15 protein-coding genes and 1 rRNA gene are annotated in these 17636 nt (G+C 73.2%); 12 read left to right on the forward strand and 4 right to left on the reverse strand.

Annotation, left to right across the window (positions count from 1 at the left end; genetic code table 11):
* Nucleotides 1-92: ribosomal RNA gene (rrf, locus tag ACGFNV_RS24870) — 5S ribosomal RNA — on the forward strand; the annotation flags it as partial.
* A 1364-nt stretch (nucleotides 93-1456) separates the two neighbouring features.
* A complete protein-coding gene (locus ACGFNV_RS24875) occupies nucleotides 1457-2239 on the forward strand; it encodes a hypothetical protein (protein ID WP_393625651.1) in 783 nt (260 codons plus the stop codon).
* A 66-nt stretch (nucleotides 2240-2305) separates the two neighbouring features.
* Here ACGFNV_RS24875 and ACGFNV_RS24880 read toward each other — a convergent pair whose 3' ends face one another.
* Nucleotides 2306-3589, reverse strand: a complete 1284-nt coding sequence (locus ACGFNV_RS24880) for a DUF1015 domain-containing protein (RefSeq protein ID WP_393625199.1) — start codon at nucleotides 3587-3589, stop codon at nucleotides 2306-2308.
* A gap of 73 nt (nucleotides 3590-3662) precedes the next feature.
* Between ACGFNV_RS24880 and ACGFNV_RS24885 the strand changes: the two genes are divergently transcribed.
* The 4 genes from ACGFNV_RS24885 (at nucleotide 3663) to ACGFNV_RS24900 (ending at nucleotide 7855) form a co-directional block, all read left to right on the forward strand.
* A complete protein-coding gene (locus ACGFNV_RS24885; RefSeq protein WP_393625200.1) occupies nucleotides 3663-4691 on the forward strand; it encodes an HAD hydrolase-like protein in 1029 nt (342 codons plus the stop codon).
* Between the two features lie 118 nt (nucleotides 4692-4809).
* On the forward strand, nucleotides 4810-5853 hold the full coding sequence (locus tag ACGFNV_RS24890; RefSeq protein WP_393625201.1) for a FecCD family ABC transporter permease: 1044 nt from the start codon (nucleotides 4810-4812) through the stop codon (nucleotides 5851-5853).
* A 26-nt stretch (nucleotides 5854-5879) separates the two neighbouring features.
* Nucleotides 5880-6962, forward strand: coding sequence for a FecCD family ABC transporter permease (locus ACGFNV_RS24895; RefSeq protein WP_393625653.1), 1083 nt, complete (start codon nucleotides 5880-5882; stop codon nucleotides 6960-6962).
* 11 nt (nucleotides 6963-6973) lie between these two features.
* Nucleotides 6974-7855: an ABC transporter ATP-binding protein gene (locus ACGFNV_RS24900; protein ID WP_393625202.1), complete on the forward strand. Its 882-nt coding sequence runs from the start codon at nucleotides 6974-6976 to the stop codon at nucleotides 7853-7855.
* Here the strand turns inward: ACGFNV_RS24900 and ACGFNV_RS24905 are convergent.
* Nucleotides 7839-8186 (reverse strand): sterol-binding protein, encoded by a 348-nt coding sequence (locus tag ACGFNV_RS24905; protein ID WP_393625203.1) that lies wholly within the window; start codon nucleotides 8184-8186, stop codon nucleotides 7839-7841. The genes ACGFNV_RS24900 and ACGFNV_RS24905 overlap by 17 nt on opposite strands.
* A gap of 42 nt (nucleotides 8187-8228) precedes the next feature.
* Here ACGFNV_RS24905 and ACGFNV_RS24910 point away from each other — a divergent pair, with 42 nt between their 5' ends.
* The 5 genes from ACGFNV_RS24910 to ACGFNV_RS24930 all read left to right on the forward strand — a co-directional run bounded on the left by ACGFNV_RS24910 (nucleotide 8229) and on the right by ACGFNV_RS24930 (nucleotide 13466).
* Nucleotides 8229-8528, forward strand: coding sequence for a hypothetical protein (locus ACGFNV_RS24910; RefSeq protein WP_393625204.1), 300 nt, complete (start codon nucleotides 8229-8231; stop codon nucleotides 8526-8528).
* 7 nt (nucleotides 8529-8535) lie between these two features.
* Nucleotides 8536-9351, forward strand: coding sequence for a TlyA family RNA methyltransferase (locus ACGFNV_RS24915; RefSeq protein ID WP_393625205.1), 816 nt, complete (start codon nucleotides 8536-8538; stop codon nucleotides 9349-9351).
* A complete protein-coding gene (locus tag ACGFNV_RS24920; protein WP_133929214.1) occupies nucleotides 9348-10253 on the forward strand; it encodes an NAD kinase in 906 nt (301 codons plus the stop codon). Before ACGFNV_RS24915 ends, ACGFNV_RS24920 begins: the two co-directional genes overlap by 4 nt.
* A gap of 82 nt (nucleotides 10254-10335) precedes the next feature.
* Nucleotides 10336-12078 carry a DNA repair protein RecN gene (recN, locus tag ACGFNV_RS24925; RefSeq protein WP_393625206.1) on the forward strand — a complete coding sequence of 581 codons (1743 nt, stop codon included), beginning with the start codon at nucleotides 10336-10338 and terminating at the stop codon, nucleotides 12076-12078.
* Between the two features lie 251 nt (nucleotides 12079-12329).
* Entirely contained in the window at nucleotides 12330-13466 is a 1137-nt protein-coding gene (locus ACGFNV_RS24930; RefSeq protein WP_393625207.1) for a glycosyltransferase family 4 protein, read from the forward strand.
* Between the two features lie 12 nt (nucleotides 13467-13478).
* Here ACGFNV_RS24930 and ACGFNV_RS24935 read toward each other — a convergent pair whose 3' ends face one another.
* Nucleotides 13479-15158: a PucR family transcriptional regulator gene (locus tag ACGFNV_RS24935; RefSeq protein ID WP_393625208.1), complete on the reverse strand. Its 1680-nt coding sequence runs from the start codon at nucleotides 15156-15158 to the stop codon at nucleotides 13479-13481.
* 80 nt (nucleotides 15159-15238) lie between these two features.
* Here ACGFNV_RS24935 and ACGFNV_RS24940 point away from each other — a divergent pair, with 80 nt between their 5' ends.
* Nucleotides 15239-16195: an LLM class F420-dependent oxidoreductase gene (locus ACGFNV_RS24940; protein WP_393625209.1), complete on the forward strand. Its 957-nt coding sequence runs from the start codon at nucleotides 15239-15241 to the stop codon at nucleotides 16193-16195.
* Here ACGFNV_RS24940 and ACGFNV_RS24945 read toward each other — a convergent pair.
* Entirely contained in the window at nucleotides 16182-17564 is a 1383-nt protein-coding gene (locus ACGFNV_RS24945) for an FAD-binding protein (RefSeq protein ID WP_393625210.1), read from the reverse strand. The genes ACGFNV_RS24940 and ACGFNV_RS24945 overlap by 14 nt on opposite strands.
* Nucleotides 17565-17636 lie beyond the last annotated feature (72 nt).

Raw genomic sequence — 17636 nt, forward strand, 5'->3', positions numbered from 1 at the left:
CGCCCGGTTACATTCCGAACCCGGAAGCTAAGCCTTACAGCGCCGATGGTACTGCAGGGGGGACCCTGTGGGAGAGTAGGACGCCGCCGAACAATCTTTGGGAAGGACCCCTGGTCCCCAGCGTTCAGCTGGGGACCAGGGGTCCTTTTCGTGTTTTGAAACAAGCGCAGCCCGGGGCGCATCGGGTACCCGACTGCGCGAGAATGACTTGCGGTACCGAAGACAGGAGTCACCCATGTCCACCAACTCTCCCGACGACCGACCGGAGCGCGACCAGCGGCGACGGGACAGTGGTGACCGCGGCGACCGCGGCGGGTACCGCGGGGACCGTGGTGGCTTCCGCCGCGACAACGACCGCCGCGACAACGACCGTAACGACCGCGGTGGTTACGGCGCCCGTCGCGACGACCGCCGTGGCGACGACCGCGGGGACCGCGGTGGATTCCGGCGTGACGACAACCGCGGTGGCGGTGGATACGGCGGCCGGCGCGACGACCGCCGTGAGGGCGACCGGGGGCCGCGTCCGTCGTTCCAGCGGGACGACCGTGACCGTGGGCCTCGCCGTGACGACCGGGGCGACCGTCCCTCCTTCCGCCGTGACGACCGCGGTGACCGGGGCGACCGGCCTCCCTTCCGTCGCGACGACCGTGGCGGCCGCCCGGAGCGCCGCGACGACGACCGCGGTGGCTTCCGCCGCGACGACAACCGTGGCGGCGGCGGTGGCTACGGCCGCCGTGACGACAACCGTGGTGGCGGTGGCGGTGGCTACGGCCGCCGTGACGACCGCCGTGGCGACGACCGCGGGGACCGCGGTGGGTTCCGGCGCGACGACCGTCGTGAGGGCGACCGGGGGCCGCGTCCGTCGTTCCAGCGGGACGACCGTGACCGTGGGCCTCGCCGTGACGACCGGGGCGACCGTCCCTCCTTCCGCCGTGACGACCGCGGTGACCGGGGCGACCGGCCTCCCTTCCGTCGCGACGACCGTGGCGGCCGCCCGGAGCGCCGCGACGACGACCGCGGTGGCTTCCGCCGCGACGACAACCGTGGCGGCGGCGGTGGCTACGGCCGCCGTGACGACCGGCGTGACGACCGGCGTGACGACCGCCGTGACGACCGGCGTGACGATCGCCGTGATGACCGTCGCGACGACCGGCGTGGCGACGACCGCGGGGACCGTGGTGGCTTCCGTCGGGACGAGCGTGGCGGTGACCGTGACCGTGGTGGCTTCCGTGGCGGCGACACGCGCCCGGGTTTCCGGCGCGACGACCAGCGCGGTGACCGCGGTGAGCGGGGCGGGTTCCGGGGGCGGGACGACCGTGGTGGACGCGGGCCGCGCAGGGACGACCGGGGCGGTCGGCCGGGTGGCTTCCGCGATCGGGACGACCGACGTGGCGGCGGCGGTGGCGGTGGGCGGTTCCGCGAGGAGCGGGATCGTGACCGCGAGCCGATCAAGCGGCTGCCGATCCCCGAGGACGTCACGGGCGACGAGATCGACAAGGACGTACGGCAGGAGCTCCAGAGCCTGCCGAAGACGCTCGCAGAGGACGTCGCCAAGAACCTGGTGATGGTCGCCCGGCTCATCGACGAGGACCCCGAGGGTGCTTACGGCTACTCCAGGGTCGCCCTGCGGCTGGCGTCGAGGGTCGCGGCCGTACGTGAGGCGGCCGGGTTCGCCGCGTACGCGAACCAGAAGTACAGCGAGGCGCTCGCCGAGTTCCGGGCCGCGCGGCGGATGACCGGCAGTGTGGAGCTGTGGCCCGTCATGGCCGACTGCGAGCGTGGGCTCGGGCGGCCGGAGAAGGCGCTCGACATGGCCGGCGCTCCCGAGGTGCACAAGCTCGACAAGGCCGGGCAGGTCGAGATGCGGCTCGTCGCGGCCGGCGCCCGGCGCGACATGGGGCAGCTGGACGCGGCCATCGTGACGCTGCAGAGCCCCGAGCTGGCCTCCGGCTCCGTCCAGCCCTGGACCGCGCGGCTGCGGTACGCGTACGCGGACGCGCTGCTGGCGGCCGAGCGGGTCGACGAGGCGCGCGAGTGGTTCGCGAAGGCCGTCGAGGCCGACCGGGACGGCAGCACGGACGCCTCCGACCGGCTGGCCGAGCTGGACGGGGTCGACTTCGTCGACGCGCTGGACGAGAACGTGAACGACGGTGAGTCCGAGTCCGCGGAGGTCCGGGCGGAAAGTGCCGAGGGACCCGAGGCCGAGGCCGGGGCCGAGGCCGAGGACGACAAGGACTGACGTCCATGAGTGAGGGGCGGGATCCCGAAAGGGGCCCGCCCCTCTGTCATTTCCCGCGTGGGTCGCTCAGAGGTCCAGCGCCCGCAGGACCAGGCCCGACGCCGGTTTCGGGCCGAACGAGGTGGACTTGCGGGGCATGGTGACGCCTTGGCGGGCGAGGTCTCGGACGACTTCCTCGCGGACCGGGTGCAGGAGCACCGCCGTACCGCCGTCGCGTTCCGCCTTCGCGACGGTCGCGGCCGTGTCGTGGATGTAGGCGATGTGGGCGGGGGAGTCCTCGGGGATGCGCCAGACGTGGTCGAGGAGCGTGGCGTGCAGGACCGTCGCGTCCAGCGAACGCCAGGCGGCGGGGTGCTCGGCGGGGACCGTGCGGGCCAGGAGGGCCGGGTCCGGGCGGTCGACGAGGTGGAAGGTGCCGTCGCCGGCCAGGAGGAACGCGTTGCCCTCGCGGACCGCGTCGGCCAGTGCGCCCAGGGCCTGAGGCAAAGGCACGTCGAGACGGCGTACGCGGAACAGGCCGTCCAGGGCGGACAGGGCGTCGGCCACGGGCAGGCCGTGCAGGAGGCGGTGGATGGCGCGGACGCGCAGGGGATAGCGGGCCGTGTCGACGAGGAGGACCAGGCCGTAGTCCCAGGGGCTGGGGGACGGGTGCTCGGCGCGGAGCCTGCGGTAGGTCGCCCAGCGGTGGTGGCCGTCGGCGATCAGGGCCTGATGGTGCGCGAGGTCCCGTTGGACGCAGGCCACTTCGTCGGGGTCGGTGACCGACCAGAGGCGGTGACTGAAGCCGTCCTCGGTGGTCGTGTCGAGGAGCGGGGGCCGTTCGGCGGCGTGCTCCACCACCTCGGCCGCCGAGCCGTCGCCGTGGTACGTCAGGAGCAGGGGCTCCAGGTTCGCGGAGGTGGCCCGCATCAGGGCCGCGCGGTCCGCGACGACGTGCGGCATGACGTCCTCGTGGGGCAGGACCACGCCCTCGGACGGCTCGGAGACGCGCAGCGCGCCGATGAGGCCGCGCTGGATCATGCCGTCGCCGTCGCGCTGCTCGTAGACGTACAGGCCCGGTTCGGGGTCGGCGGTCAGGACGCCCTCGTCGAGCCAGCGGCGCAGGGTGTCGGCGGCCTGGTCGTTGCGGGCGGTGGGGGTGGTGGCCTGGGGGAGGATCAGCCGCACGATGTTGTGCGGGTCCGCGGAATGGAGGTGGTGCACGCCGTCCGGGCGGACGACGACGTCGTACGGTGGGGACGTCACGGCGGCCAGGCTGCCGACCCGGTCGGGGTCGTATCGCAGGCCTCGGAACGGGGTGAGTTCCAGGCCTCGGCGCGCCGTTGCTTCCGAGTGACCTGCTGAGTTCATCCCGGCATCGTACGTGTGTCAGTGGCATACGGGATGATCGGGGGAAAGCCGAGCGAACGAGGAGCGATGTGCAATGAGCCGGAGCGTCAGGACGAGGCCCGAGGGCAGTGGGCAGGCCCTGAGCGAGGCGTACGACACGGCGCTGCTCGACCTGGACGGTGTGGTGTACGCGGGCGGGCACGCGATCGTGCACGCGGTCGATTCGCTCGACAGGGCTCGCGCGGGCGGGATGCGTCTGGCGTACGTCACCAACAACGCGCTGCGCACCCCGGACACGGTGGCCGAGCATCTGACCGAGCTGGGGATACCGACGGGGGCGGACGACGTCATCACGTCGGCTCAGGCGGTGGCCCGGCTGATCAGTGAGCAGATGCCCAGGCGGGCGCGGGTGTTGGTCATCGGCGGGGAGGGGCTGCGGGTGGCGCTGCGGGAGCGTGGGCTCGTGCCGGTGGAGTCCGCCGACGACGATCCCGCCGCCGTCGTGCAGGGGTACGGCGGGCCCGACCTGCCCTGGGGGCGGTTCGCGGAGGCTTCCTACGCCGTCGCGCGCGGGGTGCCGTGGTTCGCGTCCAACACCGATCTGACGATTCCGAGCGGGCGGGGCATCGCGCCGGGCAACGGGGCGGCGGTGGAGGTCGTGCGGATCGCGACCGGGGCCGAGCCTCAGGTGGCGGGCAAGCCGTTGCCGCCGATGCACCGGGAGACGATCCTGCGGACGGGTGCCGAGCGGCCGCTGGTGGTCGGGGACCGGCTGGACACGGACATCGAGGGCGCGTTCAACGGCGAGGTCGACTCGCTGCTGGTGCTGACCGGTGTCACCGACGGCGCGCAGTTGCTGGCCGCACCGCCGCAGCACCGGCCGACGTACGTCGACGCGGATCTGCGCGGGTTGCTGACCGGTCAGCCGGAGGTCACGGACGTTGACGGTGGGTTCCGGTGCGGCGGGTGGACGGCGACGGCCGGTGACGGGCGGCTCGAACTCGGCGGCGAGGGCGAGGCGTTGGACGGTCTCCGGGCGCTGTGCGCGGCGGCCTGGACGGTGGCCGGGGAGGGCACCTGCGAACTGGACGGGGGCAAGGCGCTGGCGCGGCTGGGGCTGTGAGACGGGCCGGCGCCCGGCCTGTGCATGGGGGTGACGGATCCGCGACGGGTCTGTGAACCCGAGGCCGTGCGCCACCCAGGGAACCAAGGAGAATGCGAGGGTAGGCTAACCTAACTACGTGTTGGTCGACAGTCCTCCCGAACAGCGCGCGGAAACCGCCCCCGCGCCCCCAAGCCGCCGGGCGATACGGAGCCTTGGGCTCCTGCTCTCCGTCCTGATCCTGGCGCTCGTCGCTCTGGCGAGCATCGCGATCGGCGCGAAGGAGCTGTCCGTCGCGCAGGTCTGGCACGGCCTGTTCGAGAACTCGGGGACGTACGGCGACGTCGTGGTCGACGAGCGGTTGTCGCGGACCGTGCTCGGCCTGCTCGCCGGCGCCGCGCTCGGCCTGTCCGGGGCCGTGCTGCAGGCGCTGACGCGCAATCCGCTGGCCGACCCGGGGCTGCTCGGCATCAACGCGGGTGCCTCGGCCGCGGTCGTCACGGCGGTGACGTATCTGGGTGTCACGAGCCTGACCGGCTATGTGTGGTTCGCGTTCTTCGGGGCGGCCGCCGTCGGTGCGCTGGTCTGGTTCCTGGGCGGCAGCCGGGGTGCCACGCCCGTGCGGCTCGCCCTCGCCGGTACGGCGATCAGTGCCGCGCTCTACGGCTACCTCCAGGCCGTGATGATCATGGATGACGCGGCGCTGGCCAAGATGCGCTTCTGGACGGTGGGTTCGCTGTCGTCGGCGACCGACGGGACGATCCGGCAGGTGCTGCCGTTCTTCGCGGTCGGTACCGTCCTCGCGCTCGCCCTCGCCCGGCCGCTCAACGCGATGGCCATGGGCGACGACACCGCGAAGGCGCTCGGCGCCAACCTGAACCGCACCCGGGCGCTGTCGATGCTCGCCGCGACCGTGCTGTGCGGGGCGGCGACCGCCGCCTGCGGGCCGATCGTGTTCGTCGGGCTGATGGTGCCGCACGTCGTGCGTTCCTTCACCGGTCCCGACCTGCGCTGGATCCTGCCGTACGCGACCGTCCTGTCGCCCGTGCTGCTGCTCGGCGCGGACGTGATCGGGCGGGTCGTCGTCCGGCCCTCGGAGCTCCAGGTCGGCATCGTCACCGCGATCATCGGCGGCCCGGTCTTCATCCATCTCGTACGACGGAGGAGGACGGCGCAGCTGTGAAGACTGCAGACGTGAAGACCGCAGACGTGAAGACCACAGACGTAAAGACCGCAGACACCGGCACTCGGGCCGCGCGTGGCACCCGGACGCTGCGCACCCCCGGCGGGCTCTCCGTGCGGCTGGACGTCCGCGCGCTGACCGTCGTCGTCCTGCTGCTGCTCGCCGCGCTCACCGCGGGTGTCGTGCTGATCGGCACCGGCGACTTCCCCATCCCGGCCTCCGACGTGCTGAAGTCGCTGGTCGGCGACGGAAACCCGGGACAGGAGTTCATCGTCAACGAGCTGCGGCTGCCGAGGGTCCTCGTAGGGCTGCTGGTCGGCGCCTCGCTGGGGCTCGGTGGCGCGCTGTTCCAGGCTCTCTCCCGCAATCCGCTGGGCAGCCCGGACGTGCTCGGCCTCGGGCAGGGCGCGACGGCGGGCGCACTCGTGATGATCGTGCTGTTCTCCGGGAGCCCCACGGAGGTGACCCTCGGGGCGCTCGTGGGGGGACTGGTCACCGGTGCGGCCATCTACCTGCTGTCCTGGAAGCGGGGCGTGCACGGCTACCGGCTGGTGCTGGTCGGCATCGGTGTCTCGGCGATCGCCACGGCGGTCAACGGTTATCTGCTCACCAAGGCCGACCTCGTGGACGCGGCCCGCGCGGTCGTGTGGATGACCGGGTCTCTCAACGGCCGTGACTGGGAGCAGGTCTGGCCGCTGCTCGCCCTGTGCGCCGTGCTCGTGCCGCTCGTCCTCGGCAACGCGCGCGGGCTGCGGATGATGGAGATGGGCGACGACGTCTCCCACGCGCTCGGTGTGCCCGTGGAGCGCGTACGGCTGCTGCTGATGGTGGCCGCCGTCCTGCTCACCGCGTCCGCGACCGCCGCCGCGGGCCCCGTCAGTTTCGTGGCGCTCACCGCGCCGCAGCTGGCCCGGCGCCTGACCCGCTCGCCCGGACCGAACCTCCTGCCGTCGCTGTGCATGGGCGCGGCCCTGCTCGTCACGGCCGACTGGGTCTCACAGCGGGCCTTCGGCGCCGACCAGTTGCCCGTGGGCGTGGTCACCGGTGTCGTCGGCGGCGTCTATCTGCTGTGGCTGCTGGTCACCGAGCGCAGGGCGGGCCGGATATGAGCGGCTCGGAGATGAGCGGCTCAGCGAAGAAGAACACCCCAAGGAGTACCGTGAACCGCCTGTCCGCCGAGAACGTCACCCTCGCTTACGACCAGCGTGTCATCGCCGAACAGCTGTCTGTGGAGATCCCCGACAACTCCTTCACCGTGATCGTCGGTCCGAACGCGTGCGGCAAGTCGACGCTCCTGCGGGCCCTGTCGCGGATGCTGAAGCCGTCCCAGGGGCGGGTGCTGCTCGACGGGCAGGTCATCCAGTCGATGCCCGCGAAGAAGGTGGCGCGGACGCTGGGGCTGCTGCCGCAGTCCTCGATCGCGCCCGACGGGATCACCGTCGGCGACCTGGTGGGCCGCGGCCGCTACCCGCACCAGGGCCTCCTGCGCCAGTGGTCGACCGAGGACGAGCGGATCGTCCAGGAGTCCATGGCGCAGACCGGGGTCGCGGAGCTCGCCGACCGGTACGTGGACGAGCTGTCCGGCGGTCAGCGCCAGCGTGTGTGGATCGCGATGGCGCTCGCGCAGCAGACGCCGCTGCTGCTGCTCGACGAGCCGACGACCTACCTGGACATCCAGCACCAGATCGACGTGCTCGACCTGTGCGCCGAACTGCACGAGGAGCAGGGCCGCACCCTCGTCGCCGTCCTGCACGACCTCAACCACGCGGCCCGGTACGCCACCCATCTGATCGCCCTGAAGGGCGGCGAGGTCATCGCGCAGGGCGCGCCGAACGACGTCGTCACCGCCGGGCTGGTCGAGGAGGTCTTCGGGCTGCGCTGCCAGGTCATCGACGACCCGGAGACGGGCACCCCGCTGGTGGTGCCGGCGGCGCGCAAGACGCGGACACAGCGGACACAGCGGACACCGGCCCGGCAGGCGGTCGCTACAGAAGCTTCCTGAGCTGGAAGAGGTCCCTGAGACCGGCCTCCAGCTTCACCCGTCCGGAGCCCCAGGCCTTCGCGAAGTGCAACTCGCCCGCGACCAGCGCGACCAGATCGTCACCGGTCATGGTCAGCCTGATCTGGGCCTTCTCCCGAGGAGGGCCCTCCAGCGTGTCATGCACCACGATCCGGCCGGCCGTCATCCGGCCGACGAACGTGACGTCCAGGTCCGTGATCCAGCAGCTCACCGAACGGTCCAGGGAGGCGGCCGTACGGACGTCCCCTTCGGCGCTCTGCATGTTCTCCGAGAGCTTCTCGAGTGCCGCACGGCACTCCTCAATGGTGGCCATCGCGATCGACGGTACCCCAGGGGTTCGGGGTAGCGTCTGGGCATGAGCGACACAGTGCCGGAGCCGGAGGCCGTGCCGGAGGCGCAGCCGCGGGAGCCGAAGCCGCAGGAACCGGAGCGCGACCCGGCCGCGCCCGCTCCTCTGAACGTGCACCGCACCCCCACCGACAACGCCGAGGTCGACGCCCATCTGGCTAGGCTCGGTGACACGGACCACCTCGCCACGGACGGGCATGTCGAGGTGTACGAGGATGTACACCGGGGGCTGCGCGACGCGCTCACCGCGCTCGACGCCCGCCCGGGCCCTCCGGTGCCCCCATCGACGTACCAGAGCAGGAGCTGAACCGAACGTGGCAGGAGTCGCACGCCGCCGTCTGGACGCGGAGCTGGTCCGCCGGAAGCTCGCGCGCTCGCGCGAGCACGCCGGCCAGCTGATCGCCGCCGGGCGGGTCACCGTCGGCAAGACCGTCGCGACCAAGTCCGCCACACAGGTGGAGACGGCGGCCGCGATCGTGGTCGCCGTCGACGACAGCGAGCCGGAGTACGTCTCCCGGGGCGGCCACAAGCTCGCCGGCGCGCTGGAGGTCTTCGTGCCGCAGGGGCTCGTCGTCGAGGGGCGGCGGGCGCTGGACGCCGGCGCGTCCACCGGCGGCTTCACCGACGTACTGCTGCGCGCGGGCGCCGCGCACGTCGTCGCCGTCGACGTCGGATACGGACAACTCGCGTGGTCTCTGCGGAGCGATGAACGCGTCACCGTCAAGGACCGTACGAACGTACGCGAGTTGACGCTTGAAGCGATCGATGGGGAGCCTGTGGATCTTGTCGTGGGGGATCTGTCCTTCATCCCGCTCGGGCTGGTGCTGCCGGCCCTGACGCGGTGTGTGAAGGCGGACGCCGACCTGGTGATGATGGTCAAGCCGCAGTTCGAGGTGGGGAAGGAACGGCTGGGCAGTGGGGGAGTCGTACGCAGTACGCAGCTACGGGCCGAGGCCGTGCGGGGGGTCGCCGGCAAGGCCTGGGAGCTGGGTCTCGGGGTGAAGGGTGTGACGGCCAGTCCGTTGCCCGGACCCTCGGGCAACGTGGAGTACTTTCTCTGGCTGCGGTCCGGGGCACCGGCCCTGGACCCGGCCGATGTCGACCGTGCAGTTGCGGAGGGGCCGCGTTGACTCAGAACCGAGCTCGAACTGTTTTCCTGCTCGCCCACACGGGGCGGCCCGCCGCCATCCGCAGTGCGGAGCTGGTGGTGAAGGGGCTGCTGCGCTCGGGCATCGGCGTACGCGTCCTGGAGTACGAGGCGCGCGACCTGCCGCTGTCGGACGAGGTGGAGCTGGTCAAGGAGGCCACTCCGCAGTGCCTCGACGGGTGTGAGCTGCTGATCGTGCTGGGCGGCGACGGGACGCTGCTGCGCGGCGCGGAGTTCGCGCGGGCGTCCGGGGTGCCGATGCTCGGGGTCAACCTCGGGCGTGTCGGGTTCCTCGCGGAGGCCGAGCGGGACGATCTCGACAAGGTCGTGGACCGGGTGGTCACGAAGGCGTACGAGGTCGAGGAGCGGATGACCGTCGACGTCGTCGTTCACCGCAACGGGGACATCGTGCACACGGACTGGGCGCTGAACGAGGCGGCCGTGCAGAAGGTGTCCGCGGAGAAGCTGCTCGAAGTCGTCCTCGAGATCGACGGGCGGCCGGTGACGGGATTCGGGTGCGACGGGATCGTGCTGTCCACACCGACCGGGTCGACCGCGTACGCGTTCTCGGCGGGTGGGCCGGTGGTGTGGCCCGAGGTCGAGGCGTTGCTGATGGTGCCGATCAGCGCGCATGCGCTGTTCGCGAAGCCGTTGGTGACGTCGCCGGATTCTGTGCTGGCTGTGGAGGTTCTGCCTCATATTCCGCCGGGTGTCCTGTGGTGCGACGGGCGGCGGACCGTGGAGTTGCCGCCCGGGGCGCGGGTGGAGGTGCGGCGGGGCGCTGTGCCGGTGCGGCTGGCCCGGTTGCACCATGCTTCGTTCACGGATCGGCTGGTGGCGAAGTTCGCCCTGCCGGTTTCCGGATGGCGGGGGGCACCTCACTAGCGATACGGCCCTGCGCCCCTTTCGGGGCGCTTCCCTCTCCCGGGTGACAAGGGCGCCTCGCACTCCTTGCCGCCGACCTCGTATGGTCTTCCCCGTGCTGGAGGAGATGCGGATACGGTCGCTCGGGGTCATTGACGACGCTGTCGTCGAGTTGTCGCCGGGGTTCACCGCCGTCACGGGTGAGACGGGCGCGGGCAAGACCATGGTGGTCACCAGCCTCGGACTGCTGCTGGGCGGGCGGGCAGATGCGGCGCTCGTGCGGATCGGGGCCGAGAAGGCGGTCGTGGAGGGGCGGATCACCGTGCCCTCGGGCGCCCCGGTGGCCGTACGGGCCGAGGAGGCCGGGGCCGAACTCGACGACGGGGCGTTGCTGATCAGCCGTACCGTTTCGGCCGAGGGGCGCTCGCGGGCGCACGTCGGCGGGCGCAGTGTGCCGGTGGGGATGCTGGCCGAGCTCGCCGACGAGCTGGTGGCGGTGCACGGGCAGACCGACCAGCAGGGGCTGCTGAAGCTGTCCCGGCAGCGGCAGGCGCTCGACCGGTACGCCGGTGACGCCGTCGCCGTGCCGTTGGCGAAGTACGGCGAGGCGTACCGGCGGCTGCGGGCGGTGTCCGTGGAGCTGGAGGAGATCACCACGCGCGCGCGTGAGCGGGCCCAGGAAGCCGACATGCTGCGGTACGGGCTCGACGAGATCGCCGGCGTGGAGCCGCGTGCCGGTGAGGACGTGGAGCTGGCGGAGGAGGCGGAGCGGCTCGGGCACGCGGAGGCGCTGTCGTCGGCCGCCACGGCCGCTCACGGCGCTCTGGCGGGCAATCCGGAGGACCCCGAGGGGATTGACGCGACCACCCTCGTCGCGGGCGCTCAGCGGGCCCTGGAGGCCGTACGGGCGCATGATCCGGCGCTGGCGGCGCTCGCCGACCGGATCGGGGAGGTCGGGATCCTGCTGGGCGACGTGGCGGGGGAGCTGGCGGGGTACGCCGACGACCTGGACGCCGATCCGCTGCGGCTCGCGGCGGTCGAGGAGCGGCGGGCCGCGCTGACCGCGCTGACGCGCAAGTACGGCGAGGACGTCGACGCGGTGCTCACGTGGGCCGAGCGGAGTGCGGCCCGGCTCACCGAGCTGGACTCCGACGACGAGCGGATCGACGAGCTGACCGGCGAGCGGGACGCGCTGCGGAGCGAACTGGGAGGTCTCGCGCAGGCGCTGACCGATGCCCGGGCGGAGGCCGCCGAGCGGTTCGCCGCCGCCGTGACCGCCGAACTGGCCTCGCTGGCGATGCCGCACGCGCGTGTGTCGTTCGAGATCCGGCAGACCGAGGACCCGGAGGGCGTGGAGGTCGGCGGCCGTGCGGTGGCGTACGGGCCGTCGGGTGTCGACGAGGTCGAGCTGTTGCTCGCGCCGCATCCGGGGGCGCCGCCCCGGCCCATCGCCAAGGGCGCGTCCGGCGGTGAGCTCTCGCGCGTGATGCTGGCCGTGGAGGTCGTGTTCGCCGGGACGGATCCCGTGCCGACGTATCTCTTCGACGAGGTCGACGCGGGCGTGGGCGGCAAGGCGGCCGTGGAGATCGGGCGGCGGCTCGCGCGGCTCGCGAAGACCGCGCAGGTCGTCGTGGTGACCCACCTGCCGCAGGTGGCCGCGTTCGCCGACCGGCAGCTGCTGGTCGAGAAGACGAACGACGGCTCGGTGACGCGCTCCGGTGTGAAGGTGCTCGAAGGGGAGGACCGGATCCGGGAGTTGTCCCGGATGCTGGCCGGGCAGGAGGACTCGGAGACGGCCCGGGCACATGCGGAGGAGCTGCTGGCGACGGCACGGGAGAGCGCGTAGACCCGGTCACCCGGGAGGCGCGCAGGGCCGCGTTCGTGCAGGCGTGCACTGATTCACTCGTGTGGGTGACCTGCATGGGGTCCGGCATGGTCACCGGCTCCCCGGCGTTCCCGGAACACCCGTACGTCCTGGCATCCTTGGCGTGGAACGGGGAGGAATTGCGCGGAACACCACCGCGCGTGGTCTCCCTCTGTACGTTCTCTGTACGTTCCTTCGTGACCGTCCGATGCCGAACCAGGAGCCCCGGCCGCGTGAGCCCCGTGAGCAGCCCCGCACCGCACGGTCCGTCGTCGTTGCGCACCGTGCAGGTGCTGGGCGGCGGCAACGCCGGCAGCAGCGCACATGTGCGCTCCCTGACCGCGGGGCTCGTCGCTCGGGGCGTGCGGGTCACGGTCTGCGCCCCCTCGGAGGCCGAACGGGCCTACGACTTCGTGGGCGCCGGCGCCGACCACGTCCACGTGCCGCGCAGCAGCGACCCGGGCTCGGTGTCGGCCCTGCGGGCGGCCTGCACGGACGCCGATCTGGTCCACGCGCACGGGCTGCACGCCTCCTTCCGCGCGGTGCTCGCCCTCAGCGGTCGGCGCACCCCGCTCGTCGTCACGTGGCACAACCACGCGCACGCCGAGGGGGCGCGCGCCCATCTCCTGCGCCTGCTGGAGCGGCGGGTCGCGAAGGCCGCCACCGTGGTGCTCGGGACCTCCTCCGACCTCGTGGACCGGGCGCGTCGGACGGGCGCGCGGGACGCGCGGCTCGCCGCCGTGGCGCTGCCCGGGCCCCGCACGCCCGACGGCCCCGAGGAGCCCGAGCGGCTGCGGCCCAAGGCGCGGGCCGAACTCGGCGCCATCGGGCGCCCGTTGCTGATGGCGGTGGGCTCCCTCGACCGGCACCGGGGGTACGACGTCCTGCTGGACGCCTCGCGTGCGTGGCGCGACCTCGACCCGTTGCCGCTGGTCGTGATCGCGGGTGAGGGACCGCTGCGGGCGACGCTCCAGGGCCGCATCGAGAACGAGGGGCTGCCGGTGCGGCTCATCGGACGGCGGGACGACGTGGGCGAACTGCTCGCCGCCGCCGATCTGGCACTGCTGCCGAGCCGGTGGGAGTCGCGGTCCGTACTGGCCCAGGAGGCCCTCCACGCGCGCGTGCCGCTCGTCGCGACCGACGTCGGCGGCATCCCCGAACTCGTCGGCGACGCCGCCGAACTCGTGCCCTACGGCGACGCGGGCGCCCTCGCGGACGCCGTCGTACGGCTCCTTGGCGACCCCGAGCGGTGCGAGACCCTCCGGGAGCGGGGTGTGCGGCAGGCGACCACCTGGCCGACGGAGGACGAGACCGTCGCGCAGGTGCTCAGCGTCTACGACGAGCTGACGCAGCCGCGGCCCCTGAGCTGAAACCAGGGACGGCTACGGCACGTGCCGTCGTGCCCGCAGGGCCAGGCTCAGGGCCAGGACCGTCTGGGGGTCGTCGAGGTCGGTGCCCAGCAGCTCGCCGATGCGGGCGAGGCGGTTGTAGAGGGTCTGGCGGTTGAGGTGGAGCTCCCGGGCCGTCTCCGCCTTGCGGCCTGCGTGGGCCAGGTAGGTCTCCAGGGTGGGCAGCAGCGGCGGCTTGGAGCGGTGGTCGTGGTCCTGGACCGGGCCGATCGCGCGGTCCACGAAGGCCGCCAGGTCGGGATGGTCCCGCAGCCGCCACAGCAGCAGGTCGATGTCGAGGCGGCGGGCGTCGTACCAGGGGCGGTCCGACAGGCCCTGGGCCGCGGTCGCCGTCTCGGCCGCGTGCCGCAGGCCGGCTGCCGCCGCCGCCCAGCCGCCGGCCACCCCGACGACCACGACCGGCGGCCGGCCGCCCGGCCGCTGCATACCGGCCCGCTCCACCCCCGCCCGCAGCGCCGCCGCGACCCGGTCCGCGACCGCCGAGCGCTCCGACTCCGAGCGCAGGCCCAGCAGGAGAGGCACCCGGCCCTCGACCGGTCGTACCCCGAGGAGGACCGGGACGCCCACCGACGCCAGCTCCTCCGCGACCGCCCGCGCCAGCACCGCCCAGCCTCCGCCGCTCTCGACCGCGCTCGAGCGGGCTGCGCCCCCGGCGGGGGAGAGCGCGTCGCCCAGCCGCATGACCACCGGCAGCAGTGGGCCGCTGCCCGGCTTGAAGCCCAGCACGCGCGCCTGCGCCGGGGCGTCCTCCGCGCTGACGCGCCCTTCGGCGAGGTCGGTGAGGAAGTCGCCGCGCCCGCGCGCCGCCAGTTCCTCCTCCTGCCGGGCCTGCATCAGCACGACGGCCAGGATGCCGGCGGCCCGCTCCGCGGCGATCCGGTGCACGGGAGCGAGCGGGGCGCGCACGGGCAGCAGTGCGAGCCGGGCACGTACGGAACCCGCCCCCGGGCCACCGCCCGGCACGTCCACCAGCACCGAACCCGTCGGCGGCGGCGCGTCCTTGCGGGGGCCGCGCAGCCCCTCCCACACCTGGAGCGGATCCGCGCCCTCGGGCCCGGACCCGGCGGCGTACAGCAGCTGGCCGTCCGTCGTCTCCAGGAACACCGGGTTGGTGCTGAAGTCCGCCAGAATGCCCAGCACCTGCGGGATCCCGCCGCCGCCCAGCAGGGCCTCCGTGCAGCGGCGGTGCACCTCCTCCGCCCGCTGCAGCAGCGCGTAGTGGCCGTTGACGATCTCGGTGTGGATCTCCTCCGTGACCGTCACGAAGGGCACCTCGCGATGCAGTTGGACCAGGGGCAGCCCGGCCGAGCGCGCCGTCTCGACCAGGGCGGCCGGCAGACGGCTGAAGCGCGGGCCGAGCTCGATCACCAGGGCGGCGATCCCGCGCTCGGCCAGGGTGCGCACGAACGCCCGCTGCTCGGCCGGGCGGGTGCCGAGGCCGTAGCCGGTGCTCAGCAGCAGCTCGCCGCCCTTCAGCAGCGAGGCGATGTTCGGCACCTCGCCCGCGTGCACCCAGCGCACGGTGCGGCCCAGCCGGTCGGCGCCCGCCAGGACCTCGGGGAGCCCGCTGCGCAGGCCGGGCAGCTCCAGCGCCCGCTGCACGGTGACGCCGGCGCCGTGGCTGTCGAATCGGTGGTCCGTGCGGCTGTCCATGCAGCGGACGCTACCTGCGCCGATGCCCCGGTGACAGCTGCGCGGGCGTACGGCCGCGATCACTGGGTAGCGGCGCCGTCATGGACATCAGTGTGGTCGCCGCGGCACGAGAGGACGACAGCCCGGTCGAGGAGCCGTTGCGCGTCGCGCAACTCGCCGACCGGCTCGGATATCGCGAGATCTGGGCGGGAGAGGGAGCGACCTGGGACTCGTTCGTCCTGGCGACGGCCATCGGACTGGCCACCGGACATGCGGTGTTGACGGCCGGGCCGGTGCCGGTGAACGTGCGGGACCCGCTCACGATCGCGCGCGGCGCCGCGTCGAGCGCCGCCCTCGTCCGTCGGCCCGTGGGGGTCGCGCTCGGCACGTCCAGCAAGCGGGTCGTCGAAGGCGTCCACGGCAGGCCCCGCACCCGGCCCGCGGCCGCCTTGGAGGAGAGCGCCGCCGCCCTGCGCGGTCTGCTGCACGGCGAGCCCGGCGAGCCGATCGTGCCCGGCAGCGCCTTCCCGCGGCGCCTGCCGGCGCCCGGCGGGCAGCTCACCGTGGCCGCGTTCGGCGACCGCGCCATCGCCACGGCCGCCGCGCACGCCGACCGCATGCTGCTGGACATCGTCTCCCCGGAGCAGGTGCGCGTCCTGCGCGCCAAGATGGTCGACGCGGCCGAGCGGGCGGGCCGTACCCCGCCGACGCTCGCCTCCTGGCTGCCCGCGGCCGTCGACCCCGATCCGCGCTCGCTCGCCCAGGTCCTGGGCAGCATCGCCGGCTATCTGACCGTGCCGGGCTACAGCGACATGTTCGTCGAGGCGGGCTTCGCCGCCGCCGTGGAGCTGGCCGCCAAGGGCGCCGACCGCGAGACCCTCGTACGGGCCCTGCCCCCGGAGGCCGCCACCGCGGTCGGCCTGGTCGGCGACCTCGACACCGTGCGCGCCCGCATCGACGCCTACGCCGAGGCGGGCCTCGACGAGATCGCCCTGGTCCCGGCCACCAAGGGCGACCCGGCGGGGGAGCGCACGCTCACGGCGCTCAGGCCGGCCTGATGTTGTGGTTGAAGCGGAACACGTTGTCCGGGTCGTAGTGCCGCTTCAGCTCCGCGAGCCGCCGGGCGTTCTCCCCGCCGAGGCCGGCGATCACCCGCTCCGGGCCCTCGTCGCCGATGAAGTTGAGGTAGACGTCGCCGGTGCTCCACGGCCGGGCGTCCTCCCTGACGTCCCGCACCCACCGGATGCCCCGCTCGTCGTCGGCCGGGTCCTCCCAGATCCCGAAGGGGTGCACGGCCCACGGCGCGTCCCGGTAGGGCACGGGATATCCGTGCGGGCCGTCGGCGACCGCGCCACCCATCGGGAACAGCACGTGCTGGGTGCCCGTCGGCACGGGCATGGAGGCCGCGCGGGCGCAGTAGACGTCCACGAAGGCGTCGGGCGCGCCCGTGAGGTACTCCGCCGACCAGTAGTTCCGCATCCCGGGCGGATCGTCGATCATGCACTGCACGTCGGCGTACGGCATCGCCCCGACGACCTCCGTCTCGTGCGGCAGCGCCAGCAGCGGCTCGGCCAGCTTGCGCAGGTCGTCCTCGCCGCCGGCGTACGTCAGCAGGACACCGCACGTCAGCGTGCCGACCAGATGGGGCGGTACGAACTCCTCTGGCGGGGCGGTGAGGTAGATGACGGCGCCGCCCGCCTCGTTCGGGGCGGCGGTGATCAGGTCGCGGTAGGTGCGGACGGCCTCGCGGCCGTGCTCGGGGAGGTACAGCACCAGCGCGATGGAGAACTCCGGCAGCTCGTGCAGCTTCAGGGTGAGCGCGGTGGCGACGCCGAAGTTGCTGCCGCCGCCGTGCAGGGCCCAGAACAGGTCCGGGTTCTCGTCGGCGCTGGCATGGGTCCGGTAGCCGTCGGCGGTGACCAGTTCCACACCGAGCAGGTTGTCGACGGCGAGGCCGAAGCAGCGGTCCAGCCAGCCGGTGCCGCCGCCGAGGACGAAGCCGCCCACACCGGTGGTGGAGGCCCGGCCGCCGGTCGTGGCGAGTCCGTACGGCTGGGTCGCCCGGTCCAGATGGCTCATCGTGGCCCCGCCGCCGACCCGTACCGCCTCCGCCGCGGGGTGGACGGTCACCTCGTGCATCCGGCGCAGGTCGATCACCACACCGGCGTCGTTGGTCGCCATGCCCGCCACGCTGTGCCCGCCGCCGCGTACCGCGATCTTCAGGTCCAGGTCCCGGGCGAAACGCACCGACCGGACGACATCGCTCTCGTCCGCGCACTGCGCGATCACCGCCGGACGCCGGTCGATCATCGCGTTGAACACCTGCCGGGCGTCGTCGTACCCCAGGTCCCCCGGGGCGAAGACATCGCCGGTCAGATCCTCGCGCAGCGCGGTGAGAGCCGCGCCCGCCTTCGAGAGGGAAGCCATGGCCGCCCCCTTCCGACATCAGGGGCTGGGTCTGCTTCCCAGGCTAGTGCCGTGACCGGAAAGGTTCACCGG

Origin of the sequence: Streptomyces sp. NPDC048751, from assembly GCF_043198595.1 — a bacterium.
GTDB lineage: Bacteria > Actinomycetota > Actinomycetes > Streptomycetales > Streptomycetaceae > Streptomyces.

Excerpts from the sequence above, each read along its gene's own strand:
- ACGFNV_RS24945 (WP_393625210.1), bottom strand. The coding sequence starts at position 17,564 with ATGGCTTCCCTCTCGAAGGCGGGCGCGGCTCTCACCGCGCTGCGCGAG.
- ACGFNV_RS24900 (WP_393625202.1), top strand. The coding sequence starts at position 6,974 with ATGAGCGGCTCAGCGAAGAAGAACACCCCAAGGAGTACCGTGAACCGC.
- ACGFNV_RS24880 (WP_393625199.1), bottom strand. The coding sequence starts at position 3,589 with ATGAACTCAGCAGGTCACTCGGAAGCAACGGCGCGCCGAGGCCTGGAA.
- recN (WP_393625206.1), top strand. The coding sequence starts at position 10,336 with ATGGTCTTCCCCGTGCTGGAGGAGATGCGGATACGGTCGCTCGGGGTC.
- ACGFNV_RS24935 (WP_393625208.1), bottom strand. The coding sequence starts at position 15,158 with ATGGACAGCCGCACGGACCACCGATTCGACAGCCACGGCGCCGGCGTC.
- ACGFNV_RS24885 (WP_393625200.1), top strand. The coding sequence starts at position 3,663 with ATGAGCCGGAGCGTCAGGACGAGGCCCGAGGGCAGTGGGCAGGCCCTG.
- ACGFNV_RS24910 (WP_393625204.1), top strand. The coding sequence starts at position 8,229 with ATGAGCGACACAGTGCCGGAGCCGGAGGCCGTGCCGGAGGCGCAGCCG.
- ACGFNV_RS24940 (WP_393625209.1), top strand. The coding sequence starts at position 15,239 with ATGGACATCAGTGTGGTCGCCGCGGCACGAGAGGACGACAGCCCGGTC.
- ACGFNV_RS24905 (WP_393625203.1), bottom strand. The coding sequence starts at position 8,186 with ATGGCCACCATTGAGGAGTGCCGTGCGGCACTCGAGAAGCTCTCGGAG.